This is a genomic window from Herbaspirillum sp. BH-1, from assembly GCF_002870055.1.
In the GTDB taxonomy this organism is placed as follows: Bacteria; Pseudomonadota; Gammaproteobacteria; order Burkholderiales; family Burkholderiaceae_D; genus Herbaspirillum; species Herbaspirillum frisingense.
On the sequence record NZ_PKOI01000017.1, the window covers coordinates 1 to 12,750 of the forward strand.

Genomic DNA, 12,750 nt, shown 5'->3' on the forward strand with positions numbered 1-12,750 from the left:
ACGCGCCTGGCGCTGTTTGCATCGCTGCGAATCGTTGTGTTCGTCAGCAGCAGAGAAACGAGATTATGTAGCAGTTAGTTCATCGCGTCAACTACTTTTTTGCGATCCGTTTTAAATTTTTTCGTCTCGCTTTTCACTACCGCTCGACTACTTCCATTTAAAACGTACTTCAAACTGCTTCACTACTCACCTGCTTCGCCCACCTTCGTCGCTTCGTTTTTCAACTTCGCTTCGTGTGTCGCGTCAGCAGGGGGCGAACTATAGCAACGCCCCCAACACCGCGCAAGCACTTTTTGAAAAATATTCGAAAATAATTTAGCCAAGCCGGGAAGCCGTCCGGGACAATCGCCCGCAAACCCAAGCCCATCATGGATTACAGGACCTCCACGGCGCGAATCGATGAACCCAAAAGAGAGCGGGCCATCCCTGACGGGACGGCCCGCTCTCTTCTTCATTGGGATTCGGCGAAGGCGCTGGTCTCAATCGCGCCCCCACCTGGCGCGCTTATCCGGCCTTTACAGTGAGGTCGCTCTTGACGTCGCGCACCCCTTCGATGCCGGCTGCCAACTGCAAGGCATGCTGCCCCAGCTCGGCACTGGGCACCGCCCCCTTGAGGGTGACCACGCCATCCTTGGTAGTGACGCTGATCTTCATGGCGGAAATCTGCTTGTCCTCGACCAATGCCGCCTTGACCTTGGCGGTAATGACCGAGTCGTCTATATAAGCCCCGGCCTTCTGGACGCTGGGAGCCGCGGCTCGCGATGTATCCGCAGCATGGACAGCAGGCGCGGCAGTCATCACCAACAGACTGGCGGCCAGCAGATGGGAAGCGAAGGTCTTTTTCATGGCGTTCTCCTTTTAGTCAATTCACTCATTCCGACTCTGCTCTGAAAGTCTCTATATAGAGCAGCACTTGCAGCCCTAGTCGCAAAGGCCATGCCAGCAGAAAATCTTCCTTTTAAATCAATCACTTAGAAATTCAAGTGGGTGGAAACAGGCTCAACCCATGCAGCAAACCCCTCGTTTCCGTCGGCTTGCCACGACGTGCCACCGGCCTCTTCCACGTAAGCCCTTGTTTTCAAAGGGGTCCATCCTGTCGCTCCATGACGACGGGCTCCTCCCCGCCGCGGAAGCGTCGCGGATCAAGTCCGTTCTTTTGCAGCAAGCGATAGAACTCGGTGCGATTGCGGTCAGCCAGCCTGGCCGCATCCGAGACATTGCCATCGGTCAGCTTCAGCAGACGGACGAGATAGTCTCGCTCGAATTTCTGCTTGGCTTCGGCATAGCGCAGCAGGTCCAGGGTCGGCACCCTCAATGCCCGCTGCACCAGCGTGGCGGGGATCAAGGGTGCTGTCGACAACGCGCACACCTGTTCCACCACGTTGTAGAGCTGCCGCACATTACCCGGCCAGTGCGCCAGGCTCAGTACCTCCAGCGCATCCGGTGCAAACCCGGTCAGGCGCTTGGGATACTTGGCAGCGATGCTCTTGAGGAAATGATTGGCCAGCAGGGCGATATCCTCGCGCCGCTCTTCCAGGGCGGGCAACTGCAAGGTCACCACATTGAGCCGGTAATACAGGTCTTCCCGGAACTGACCTTCGGTCATGGCCGCCTCCAGGTCGCGATGGGTGGCGGAAATCACCCGTACGTCCACCTCGCCGGACTGGTTGGCGCCCACCTGGCGCACGGTCTTCTCCTGCAGCACGCGCAGCAGCTTGACCTGCAATGCCATGGGCATGTCGCCGATCTCGTCCAGGAACAGGGTGCCGCCGTCGGCCGCCTGGAACAGCCCCTCCCGATGTTCGACCGCTCCGGTGAAGGCGCCCTTGACGTGGCCGAACAGCTCAGACTCCAGCAGTTGCTCGGGAATGGCGCCGCAATTGACGGCGATGAACGGCTTGTCGGCCCGCGGGCTGGCCCGGTGGATGGCACGGGCCAGCAGCTCCTTGCCGGTGCCGCTGTCGCCACGGATCAGGATGCTGGCATCGGACGCTGCCACCAGGCGCGCCTCGGCCAGCAGCTCATCGACCCGCTGACTGCGGCTGATGATATCGGCGCGCCAGGCCTCGTCCGGCGCTTCCTGGGCCGGTGCGGACAGGCTCAGCGCCTGGGCCACCTTATCCAGCAGCACATGACCATCGAAAGGCTTGGTGAGATAGGCGAAAGCGCCCTTGGTCGTCGCATCGACCGCATCGGGGATGGTGCCGTGCGCGGTCAGCAGGATCACCGGCAGGGCCGGATAGCGGCTGCGGATCTCCGCAAACAGCGCCAAGCCGTCCATCCCCGGCAGCCGCACATCGGTGATCACCAGTGCCGGCAAGGCAATGGCCAACTGCGCCAGCGCAGCCTCGGCACTTTCCACGGCCAGGATGCGGTAACCGCTGGCGTTGAGGCGCAGGGTCAACAGGCGCAGCAGGTCGGGATCATCATCGACCAGCATCAGGGGGGCAGTTTTTCCCATCGGGACTCCAGTTCCAGTAAAAATGGAACGGGCCCCGACGGCGCTGGCCTTACTTGCCGCCGGCCGGCAGGGTCCGTTCGATGTTCTTCAGCGCTTCCAGCTTGTCATTGAGCTGGTCTACCTTGCGCTGCGCTTCCTTGAGTTGCACCGAGGACTTCTCGGCATTGTCGGCCACCCGGCGCAGATCAGCATAATGACCTGCCAGCAACTGCGCCAACGGCTTGAGCTTCTCCGCTTCGACGCTGCGATCGGCCATGACGTTCCATAGCTGGGCTTCGGCCTTGGCCAGATCGATGGGGTCCCGGGTGAGCGAAAGCGCCATCGCACGGCGTACCGTCGTGGCAGGGCCGGCCGGATAGGCGTTCAAACGTTGCACTTCGCGCCCCAGTTCGGCCGGCGACATCTTGCGCAACTGGGCGTTATAGGCCAGCAGTTCGTCGATGTTGCTACTGGACTGGATGAGCTGGACGGTCGAGGTGGGTGCTTGCGGCTGCGCCGTACACGCCGCCAGCACCATGCAGGAAGCCAGGATCAGGATCTTATTTTTCATCAGGCAACTCGATTCGGAAATGCGCCCCGCCCTCGCGCGGAACCAGATAGACCTTGCCACTATGGGCTTGCACATACTCGCGCACCACCGACAGGCCGATACCGTTGCCACGGCGCGCGCCCGGAGGCTGGTGCAGGCCCTGATAGAACGGCTCAAAGATGCGGGCCGCGTCCGTCGGCGCCACCCCCGGCCCCTGATCGATGCACTCGACCCGCACCAGGCCCGGCGCCTCGGTCAGCATGAAACGGATGAACCCGCCCTCGGGGCTGAAGCGTACGGCGTTGGAAAGCAGATTGGCCAGCACGATGGCCATCTTCTCGGGGTCCACCACCACGGTACGTGCCGCCCCTTCGATCTCCACCTTCAGCTGGCGCGCCAGCCATTGCAGCCGCTGGTCATCGATCACCTTGTGCAGCAAGGCGCGCAGGTCGACCGGCACCGGATGGATGCGCTGGGCATCGAAGGACACCTCGTTATAGCGCAGCAGGTCCTCGATCTGGGTCTGCAGCGACTGCGTATTCTGGCGCAGGATGCGGGCAATCTCGCGCTGGTTCTCGCTCAACTGGCCGGCCACGCCGTCATCGAGCAGCGCCGCACCCTCGCACAAGGCGGACAAGGGCGTCTTCAGTTCATGCGAAACATGGCGCAGGAAGCGCGACTTCTCGGCCTCCAGATCGGCCAGGCGCTGGCGCAGCCAGTCCAGTTGCTGACCCAGGCGACGGATGTCGGCCGGGCCGCGCACGTCGATAGGCTGATCGAAGCGATTGTCGCCCAGGCGGCCGATGGCCTGCTCCAGCCGTGCCATCGGCCGCGACAGCCACAGGCCGAAGCAGAACGCCAGCAACACCGCCAGCACGATGGCGCCCACCACCTGGGCCGTAAGCAGCTGGCGCTGCTGTTCCAGAGCGGCAGACAAGGCATTGTTGCGGCGATCGACCTCGCGCCGGCTTTCCAGCGCGATGCGCTCGTTCAGGGCCGGCAGGCGGGCGAAGTCCTGGAACAGCTTGGCCTGCTCGCCCTTGTCCTTGCGCGAATCGGCTTCCAGCACGGCCGCCGCTTCATCGACATACAGGCCCCATTGACTGAACATTTCCCGCGGCGCCATCGGCAACGCGTCGGACAGCTCGCCCACCGCCTGCCGGGCCTGGTCGCGCGCTTCGTTGAAACGGTCGTGGAAAGCGGCGTCGTCCAGCACCAGGTACTGGCGCGCACTGCGCTCCATGGCCACGGTGCGCTCGGCCAGGCGCTGTGCCGCCTCGGTCAGTTGCACCGCCTGCCGGGCGGTGTCCCGGCTGTTGGCCGACATGCGGTCCAGCGTGAACAGGGCGTGGATGGAGGTACCGCTGAGCAGGGCCGCAATCAGCAGGAACGCCGCCAGCAGCAATTGGCGGAACGACAAGCCGAGATAGCCGGGCTTGCGCGTGGCTGCCGATGGGGGCGGATGGGTGTGCTCGATGGCGTTCAACATGCGATTGATCTCGGTCCCTCAAGACTTGCTTCGTTACCCGGGCAAGCAGGAAGCCGCCCGGCCCGGAAGATGCCGACAGGAAACGTCGGCCATCAGCGCGCGGGCACACATTGTAATCATTTGTCGATCCGGCGGCGATCCGGCCAACTTCCCGGCGGGCAACTTCAATTCGCGCCCGCCAGGCGTCGCACTCAGTCCTGCGGCCCGAGGAAGTCCAGCAGCATCAGCGCCACCACCTTGGTGGCCTTGCGCAGGTCGTCCAGGGCCAGGTTCTCATCGGCCTGCTTGGCGTTGGACTCCATCAGCGTGCGCGGACCCGCGCCGAACAGCACCACCGGGATGCCATGCTCGCCGTACAGGCGGGCATCCGTATAGAGCGCCGAGCCGTTGGTGGTGAGCGTTTCGCCCATGACCGTCTCGGCATTGCGCAGCAGGCTCCGCACCAGCTTCTCGTGACCCGGCAGCGGGCGCAGTGCACGCGCCAGCAGCAGGCGCCGGATTTCCACGCGGATGCCCGGCAGCCCCGCCACCGCATCCTCGATCAGCTTGCGTACGCCGGCCTCGACCTGCGCCGGGTCTTCCTCGGGGATCATGCGACGATCCATCTTCAGCACCACCTTGCCCGGCACCACATTGGTATTGGTGCCACCATCGATGCGGCCGACGATCATGGTCGGATGGCTGATACCGGGGATGGAGGAACGGATGTCCTTCAGGCCGGGCAAGGCGCCATAGATGGCATTGAGGACGGCATTGGCGGCCTGCAGCGCATCGTGGCCGGTCTCCGGCATGGAGCCGTGGGTGGCGCGCCCATGCACGGTCACCTCGAACTGCAGGCAGGCATTGTGGGCGGTCACCACGTTGTAGCTGAAGCCGGCCGCCAGCACGTAATCCGGCCGGGTCAGCTTCTGCTCCAGCAGCCAGCCGGGGCCAAGCAGGCCACCGAACTCCTCGTCGTAGGTGAAATGCAGCTCCACCGCACCGCGCAGCGAAGCGCCCAGCGCCTCCAGCGCGCGGGTAGCGAAGATATAGCTGGCGAAGTCACTCTTGGAGACCGCCGCCGCCCGGCCATAGATGCGGCCATCGGCCACTTCACCGCCGTAGGGGTCATGCGACCAGCCCTCGCCCGGCGGCACCACGTCGCCATGCGCATTCAGGGCCAGCGTCGGGCCGCCCTCGGCATAGGGGCGGCGCACGATCAGGTTGGTGATGCTCTGCATGCCATAGTCACGCACCTGCTCTTGCGGCACCGGAAACTTCTCGGCATTCCAGCCCCAGGCCTGCACCAGCTCGGCCACCACATCGGCGTGCGGGGCATTGTTGCCGGGGGGCGTATCGGTGGGGATGCGGATCAATTGCTGCAGCACGCCGACCTCCTCGTCGAAATGCTGATCGATCCACGCGCACAGGCGCTCCGACAACTGCTGTTTGGACATGCTGATGACTCCGTGATCAAAACGCGCCAGCCACGCCAGCGCAAACCGCCATCATAGCGCAGCCGCCCCGCTCGTGACCGCCGCCAGCGCGCTTGCACGTTCCCCGCTATCATTGTGCGGCGCTGCCCAGCCGGGCTGCACCTGTCTTCATTGCAGGATTCCAAGAGCAAACAAGCGGCGGCAGAGCTCCGGTACCGGTGCCATGCCAGCACGCACTCCTTCGCCAGATACCCAAGACCCATGTCCACGCTGCCCTCCTCCCCCGGCGCCACCGATCCCAAACACCACATCGTCATCGCAGGGGAAGGCCTGCCGCCCGACCAGCGCGGCCGCGCCATCCTGGCGCTGGGCATCGCCGTCGGCCTGGCCACGCTCGACACCGCCATCGCCAACACCGCCCTGCCAGCCATGGCGCTGGACCTCAACACCACGCCGGCCGCCTCGGTCTGGATCGTGACCGCCTACCAGCTGGCGATGATGGTGTCGCTGCTGCCCCTGGCGGCGCTGGGCGAGATCGTCGGTTATCGCCGTATCTATGTCTGGGGACTGGTGCTGTTTACCGCAGCCTCCCTGCTTTGCGCCGTAGCCTGGTCGCTGCCCACGCTGGTGATGGCACGCTTTCTCCAGGGACTGGGCGGGGCCGGCATCATGAGTGTCAACACCGCGCTGATCCGCTTCATCTATCCGACCCGCTCGCTGGGCCGCGGCGTGGGATTGAACACGCTCATCGTCGCCATCGCCTTCACAGTGGGTCCCTCGGTGGCATCGGGCATCCTCGCCATCGCACCGTGGCCCTGGCTGTTCGCCGTCAACGTGCCGCTGGGTGTGCTGGCGGTGGTACTGGCCCTGCCCTCGCTGCCGCATACCACGCTGTCCACCCATACCTTCGACCTGCGCAGCGCAGTGCTCAACGCCGCCGCCTTCGGCCTGCTGATCCTGGCCATCGGCGAAGGCGCGCACCAGGCCCAGGCCAGCGTGGTCGGGTTGGAACTGGCGGCCGCCATTGTCTGCGGCCTGTTCCTGCTCAAGCGCGAACTGTCGCATCCGGCGCCGATGCTGCCGGTGGACCTGTTCCGCCATGCGATGTTTTCACTCTCGACGGTCACTGCCATCTGCTCCTTCGCCGCGCAAGGCCTGGCCTTCGTCTCGCTCCCCTTCTTCTTCCATCATGACCTGGGACGCAGCCAGGTCGAGATCGGCCTGTTGATGACGCCCTGGCCGGTGGCCGTGGCCATCATGGCCCCCATCGCGGGACGCCTGTCGGACCGCTATCCGGTCGGCATCCTCGGTGGCGTCGGTCTGGCGCTGCTGTGCGCCGGGCTCTTGTCGATGACCTTCATGCCGGCCGCACCCACCGTCTGGGAAATCAGCTGGCGCATGCTTCTGTGCGGCATGGGCTTCGGCTTCTTCCAGTCACCCAACCTGAAAGCGCTGATGACCAGTGCGCCACCCCATCGCAGTGGCGGCGCATCCGGCATCGTGGCCACAGCCCGCCTGCTCGGTCAAAGCGTGGGCGCAGCGCTGGTCGCGCTATGCTTCAATCTTTCCGAAACGCAAGGCTCGCGCCTGGCATTGGGCTTCGGCGCCGCCTTTGCGGGGGTCGCATGCATTGCCAGCTTCCTGCGCCTGCTGACCAAGAATCCCTACGCACCACCGTTGAAAAAATAAGTTTTTCTCACCATTCCTCACGGCCGCAGCCTGCCGGATTCTCAGGCGGCGGCTATCCTTCCTCAGCATCTTGTCAGCTTCGGCGGACGCTGCATTCTCACTCTTTTCCACGCGCCAACATTGGCGAACGCAAACGGAAATTTCAGCCCGGAATTCCCGCTTAATCAACCTCAAGCAAAACGCATTCTGTTACGATAATTTCAGACAGCTTCGCCATGCAAGCGAGTCTGCCACGTAGGAGACACTACCAATAATTGGCGTCATTTCATCAGGGAAATCGAACCGCTTTCAGTGCGGGAAACAGTGACAGGCACAGACCTGAATTCGATATGTTGAAATCAATCGCCTTAGAACAATTGCGTTTGGGCATGTATGTCCACTCCATCCCCGGGGGATGGATCAGTCATCCTTTCTGGCGCAAATCCTTCAAGATCGAGAGCCTGGAAGACCTGCAGACGCTGCGCGACTGTCCGGTCGACGAGGTCACCATCGATACCGCCAAGGGCCGCGACATCGCGCCGGACCACCTGGAAGAAGACCCGGAAGATGCTCACGAAGAGCATGAGCATGACCCTACCGCAGTGGTCGCACTGGCCAGCCACACGGCTGATACCGCCGTGGCCGTGCGCAAGCCGGTCCAGCGCACCGAATCCGTGGTCGAGCGCGAACGTGCGGCACGCATCATTTCCTCTTCCAAGTCCACCGTGCTCAACATGTTTTCCGAAGCGCGCATGGGCAAGGCGGTGGACGTCAAGGATGCCGCCGAGCTGGTCACCGAGATCACCTCCTCGGTCTCCCGCAACGCCGACGCCCTCATCAGTCTGGCCCGCCTGAAGACCACTGACGATTACACCTACATGCATTCGGTGGCCGTCTGCGCCATGATGATCTCCCTGGCCAACCAGCTGGGCATGACGCAGGAGCAGACCAAGCAGGCCGGCATGGCGGGGCTGCTGCATGACGTGGGCAAGATGGCCGTGCCGTTGGACATCCTCAACAAGCCGGCCAAGCTGACCGAAGAAGAGTTCGCCTCCATCCGTTCGCACACCGTACAAGGCCACAGCATCCTGCAGCAGATCGAAGGCATCGGCGAGGTTCCGCTGGATGTCTCGCTGCACCATCACGAGAAGATCGATGGCAGCGGCTATCCCTTCAATCTCAAGTCCGACGGTATTTCCATCATGGCCAAGATGGGGGCGGTATGTGACGTCTACGACGCCATCACCTCCAATCGTCCCTACAAGGCGGGCTGGGACCCGGCCCGTTCGATCCGCCACATGGCCAGCAGTGCCGGGCATTTCGACCCGGTGACGATGCAGGCCTTCGTCAAGGCCATCGGCATCTACCCGACCGGCTCCTGCGTCATCCTGCAGTCGGGTCGCCTGGGCGTGGTGGTGGACCAGCGTCCGGACCAGTTGCTCACGCCGCGCGTGAAGGTGTTCTACTCGACCACCAGCCGCATGCCGCTGAAGTCCGACATCGTCGACCTCGCGCACGGCAGCGACAAGATCGTCGCCTACGCCGACCCGGCCAAGTGGGGCATCCGCAGCCTGCCCAGCATCGACCTGCTCTAGGGCCTGCCCAAAAAGAAACGGCGCCAGTTTCGTCCCTGGCGCCGTTGCTATGTCAGTACTGCCGCAAACCCGGTTCAGTCACGTTGCGCAAATGCCGCCGTCGAGGCCAGCTCATTCAACAGTGCCACGGTGGAACAGCAGGACACCTCGTAGGGATTGAGTTCACCGGTGACCGAATACTTCAGCAGCAGGGAACGATTGATCTTGTCCAGCCGGATCTTGCCCATGGTCCAGGAGGAATACTGGCGTTCGTCGATCGACTCATAGGCCAGCAGGATCACGTCCTGATGTCGCGCATCGCCCAGCAGCCGGCCGTACAGTCGGTTGACCTGATCGCGTCCGCCTTCGAGCACCTGCACGAAGATGGTATCGCTGTAGCACAGCACCCCGGTGATGCCCTGTTGCGGATTGCGCTGACGCGACGCCGCCAGGATGCCTTCGATGGTCTCGTGGGTGATGGTCTCGCGTGCGCGGCTTGCATAGATCAGACGAACCAGCATGATTAACCTCGTTGACGTTGAGAAATCAGCGCCAGGAATTCACGGCGCAGGTTGGCGTCACGCAGGAAAGAGCCACGCATGACGCTGTTGATCATCTTCGACTCCACGTCCTTGACGCCGCGCCAGTGCATGCAGAAGTGGTCGGCTTCCATGACGATGGCCAGGCCGTCCGGCTGCAGCTTCTGCATCAGCAGGTCGGCCGCCTGCGAGACCGCCTCTTCCTGGATCTGCGGACGGCTCATCACCCACTCCAGCAGGCGCGCATACTTGGACAGGCCGATCAGGTTGGAATGCTCATTGGGCATCACCCCCACCCACACCTTGCCCATGATCGGGCACAGGTGGTGCGAGCAGGCGCTGCGCACCGTGATGGGGCCGACGATCATGAGCTCGTTGAGGCGCTCGATGTTGGGAAACTCGGTCACCGGCGGCGCCACCTGGTAGCGGCCCTTGAAGACTTCATTGAGGTACATCTTGGCCACGCGCTTGGCGGTGTCCTGGGTGTTGTGGTCACTCTCGACATCAATCACCAGGCTCTCCAGGACAGCGGCCAGCTTGGACTGCACCTCGGCCTGCAACTGCTCCAGTTCACCCTCCTTGATGAAGGCGGCGATATTGTCGTTGGCGTGGAAACGCACGCCGGCCGCCTTGATGCGCTGGCGAATACGGGCCGAGACCAACTGATCATGCATCGTCGGTGCGGCTGCGGCTGCCTCGGAGCTCACCGCGGCCTGGTTTTTTTCTGTTGCCATGATGGTATGCGATCACGCACGACGGGATCGCAGAGTTGGGGGTGGCGCCATTATGCACGGAAATGCGCGACCGCATTGCCGCCCAACCTGCGTCAAGCCCGGGTCAATCCACCGGCTCGCAAGGTCTGCACTTAACTCTCGTTGAAGATTGTTTACCGCACTTTACAAGGACCTAACCGCTGCTTACACCGTTACCCACCATCATCCCTGCCAGTGCTGCCACGCCTGCAACGGCGTCGGTGGCCACGCGCGCCGGGCATCCAGCCAGGCCGTCCAACGGGGGGATCGTCATGTCATTCCAGTTTCGCCTTGCCGGCGCCTGCGCGCTGGCCGTTTCGCTGTCGGCCTGCAACAGCCCGGCACCGATGGTCAACGGACCTACCAGCGTACGCCCTGCCTATCAGGTGCCCAACGTGGAAAACAATGGCGCCATCTTCCGCGTCTCCAGCGCCCAGCTATTCGAAGAGCCGACCACCTACAACGTCGGTGACATCATCAAGATCGACATTTCCGAGTCGATCAGCAGCAGCAACAAGGCCGCCACCAACAACAGCCGTGACAGCTCCCTCACGCAGAAGGGACCCGGCTCGGGCGCACCGCTGGGCGGCCTGTTCACCCAGCTCTACGACGCCAACTATTCGGCCTCCGGCAACAACACCTTCAAGGGGTCGGGTGACAGCAGCAATACCAACACCATGAGCGGCACGCTGATGGTCTCCATCGTCGAAGTGCTTCCCAACCGCAACCTGGTGGTGGCCGGTGAAAAACGCATCGGCGTCAACGGCAACATCAACACGCTGCGCTTCTCGGGCGTGGTGCGCACACGCGATATCCGGGGCGGCATCGTGGCCTCCTCCAACGTCGCCGATGCCCGGCTGGAACAGGTCGGCGGCGGCTCCATTGCCGACGCCAGCACCGATGGCAACTTCTTCCGCCGCCTGCTGACGATCTGGTAAGCACGTTGACAGCGAAGGCAACAAAAGACAAACGGCAAGCCTGGCTTGCCGTTTTTCATTGTGTACTGGATAGCGTTGGATGTACGGGCCAGACGAACGCCCCGCCCCTTTTCTCAGAAACCGTTGGCGGCACCGCGCATGTTGTCCGGCGAATTGTCCGCCACGATGGGATTGCCCGGGAACAGCGCATCGATCAGGGGCGCCAGCTTGTCACCGGCAGACGCCCACTTGTCCTGGCCGAAGGAGCCCAGCCGGTATTGCGCCGTACCCAGTACGCGACCATCGCGCCGCAGGGTCAGCGCGGCATAGGTGAGATAGGGGGTATAGGCATCGGTGAAGACCTTGGTATCCCATTTGACGTAACCGACGTAACTCAAGGTCACCGGGCAGGCCAGCGACTGGGTGCCGGCATCATAGACCCGGCTTTGCACCCCGTGCTTCTGCAGCTCGCCCTGCAGGCCCGGCACGAAATCGCTCAGGGCCACCGAGCCATTCCACTCGATGCAGACATCGCGGATCGGATCCTTGCTGTAAACGATGGGATTCTGGGTGGTGTTGGGCGTCATCGCCTTGACGCTGGACGCCGCCGAGCCCACCAGGCCCACGGCATCCACCAGGGCATTACCGGAAGTGACGACGCAACCCGCGAGCGATGAAACCAGCAAGGTGGCAGTGATGATGGTGCGCATGATGCTCTCCCCCGAGCGCAATCCGATGTGCCGCATCCCGCATGGCGCGGGTGGCCGGATCACAGGCTGCCCATCATAGCGGCGCACGGCAGGGCGACTGTTCCGTTTTACCTGTATTTACGCTGGCCGCTTGCGCGCTTAACAGCAGGCAGCAAGACGCAAAGCCGCGCCGGCACGAACGGATGCAACATGGCCCACGGTGCTGGCACAATAGCCGGCTGTGGCCACCTGTGCCATGCCCACAAGGAGATTTCCATGTCCGCTTTCATCCCCCGCACCCTGCTGGCCGCGCTGGCCCTGGTCGTACTGCCGGCCGCGCAGGCCGATACCCTGAAGTCCGAAACCGAGGTGCGCGCCCTGACCGACAAGGTCATGGCCCAGGCCGGTGCCGGCCGTACCGACGACGCCTACGGCATGCTCTCGCCGTATGCGCTGGTCGACATCCGCGCCTTTGAAACCGCCCGCACCAACGCCCGCAGTTCGCGCATGGCCATCGAAGCCCTGGTCGGCAATTCGGTCGGCTATGAATTCATCCGTTCGGAAAAGGTCGGTGAATCCCTCATCAAGCTGACCTACATCGAAAAGACCGAGCGCCAGGCCATCCCCTGGATGTTCATCTTCTACAAGGCGCCGACCGGCTGGGCGGTCAGCACCTTCAGCAACGGCGCCAACGTCGACGCCCTGTTCGATCGCTGA

At 63.2% G+C, this 12,750-nt stretch carries 12 protein-coding genes; 4 read left to right on the plus strand and 8 right to left on the minus strand.

The window, feature by feature from the left end:
• Window positions 1-504: 504 nt before the first annotated feature.
• The 5 genes from HBH1_RS19255 to HBH1_RS19275 form a co-directional block, all read right to left on the minus strand.
• Entirely contained in the window at window positions 505-846 is a 342-nt protein-coding gene (locus HBH1_RS19255) for a BON domain-containing protein (RefSeq protein ID WP_102664013.1), read from the minus strand.
• Window positions 847-1,078: 232 nt separating this feature from the next.
• Window positions 1,079-2,461: a sigma 54-interacting transcriptional regulator gene (locus HBH1_RS19260; protein WP_102664014.1), complete on the minus strand. Its 1,383-nt coding sequence runs from the start codon at window positions 2,459-2,461 to the stop codon at window positions 1,079-1,081.
• Between the two features lie 49 nt (window positions 2,462-2,510).
• Window positions 2,511-3,011 carry a hypothetical protein gene (locus tag HBH1_RS19265; RefSeq protein ID WP_006463378.1) on the minus strand — a complete coding sequence of 167 codons (501 nt, stop codon included), beginning with the start codon at window positions 3,009-3,011 and terminating at the stop codon, window positions 2,511-2,513.
• On the minus strand, window positions 3,001-4,479 hold the full coding sequence (locus tag HBH1_RS19270; protein WP_006463379.1) for a HAMP domain-containing sensor histidine kinase: 1,479 nt from the start codon (window positions 4,477-4,479) through the stop codon (window positions 3,001-3,003). Before HBH1_RS19270 ends, HBH1_RS19265 begins: the two co-directional genes overlap by 11 nt.
• A 191-nt stretch (window positions 4,480-4,670) precedes the next feature.
• Window positions 4,671-5,915: an ArgE/DapE family deacylase gene (locus tag HBH1_RS19275; RefSeq protein WP_102664015.1), complete on the minus strand. Its 1,245-nt coding sequence runs from the start codon at window positions 5,913-5,915 to the stop codon at window positions 4,671-4,673.
• Window positions 5,916-6,155: 240 nt separating this feature from the next.
• On the opposite strand from HBH1_RS19275, the gene HBH1_RS19280 reads away from it, so the two are divergent.
• Both HBH1_RS19280 and HBH1_RS19285 read left to right on the plus strand, forming a co-directional pair.
• The gene (locus HBH1_RS19280) at window positions 6,156-7,583 is read left to right on the plus strand and encodes an MFS transporter (protein ID WP_006463381.1); all 1,428 of its coding nucleotides are present in this window, start codon (window positions 6,156-6,158) and stop codon (window positions 7,581-7,583) included.
• A 329-nt stretch (window positions 7,584-7,912) separates the two neighbouring features.
• Complete coding sequence (locus HBH1_RS19285) at window positions 7,913-9,157, plus strand: HD-GYP domain-containing protein (RefSeq protein WP_102664016.1); 1,245 nt, start codon at window positions 7,913-7,915, stop codon at window positions 9,155-9,157.
• A 74-nt stretch (window positions 9,158-9,231) separates the two neighbouring features.
• Here HBH1_RS19285 and HBH1_RS19290 read toward each other — a convergent pair whose 3' ends face one another.
• Window positions 9,232-9,657, minus strand: a complete 426-nt coding sequence (locus HBH1_RS19290) for a BLUF domain-containing protein (protein WP_006463383.1) — start codon at window positions 9,655-9,657, stop codon at window positions 9,232-9,234.
• Between the two features lie 2 nt (window positions 9,658-9,659).
• Window positions 9,660-10,409, minus strand: coding sequence for a GTP cyclohydrolase I (folE, locus tag HBH1_RS19295; RefSeq protein ID WP_102664017.1), 750 nt, complete (start codon window positions 10,407-10,409; stop codon window positions 9,660-9,662).
• A 290-nt stretch (window positions 10,410-10,699) separates the two neighbouring features.
• On the opposite strand from folE, the gene HBH1_RS19300 reads away from it, so the two are divergent.
• Window positions 10,700-11,365, plus strand: coding sequence for a flagellar basal body L-ring protein FlgH (locus tag HBH1_RS19300; protein ID WP_006463385.1), 666 nt, complete (start codon window positions 10,700-10,702; stop codon window positions 11,363-11,365).
• 113 nt (window positions 11,366-11,478) lie between these two features.
• On the opposite strand, the gene HBH1_RS19305 is transcribed toward HBH1_RS19300, so the two are convergent.
• Window positions 11,479-12,054, minus strand: coding sequence for a cell division protein FtsI (locus tag HBH1_RS19305; RefSeq protein WP_102664018.1), 576 nt, complete (start codon window positions 12,052-12,054; stop codon window positions 11,479-11,481).
• Window positions 12,055-12,309: 255 nt separating this feature from the next.
• Between HBH1_RS19305 and HBH1_RS19310 the strand changes: the two genes are divergently transcribed.
• Window positions 12,310-12,750 carry a hypothetical protein gene (locus HBH1_RS19310; RefSeq protein WP_102664019.1) on the plus strand — a complete coding sequence of 147 codons (441 nt, stop codon included), beginning with the start codon at window positions 12,310-12,312 and terminating at the stop codon, window positions 12,748-12,750.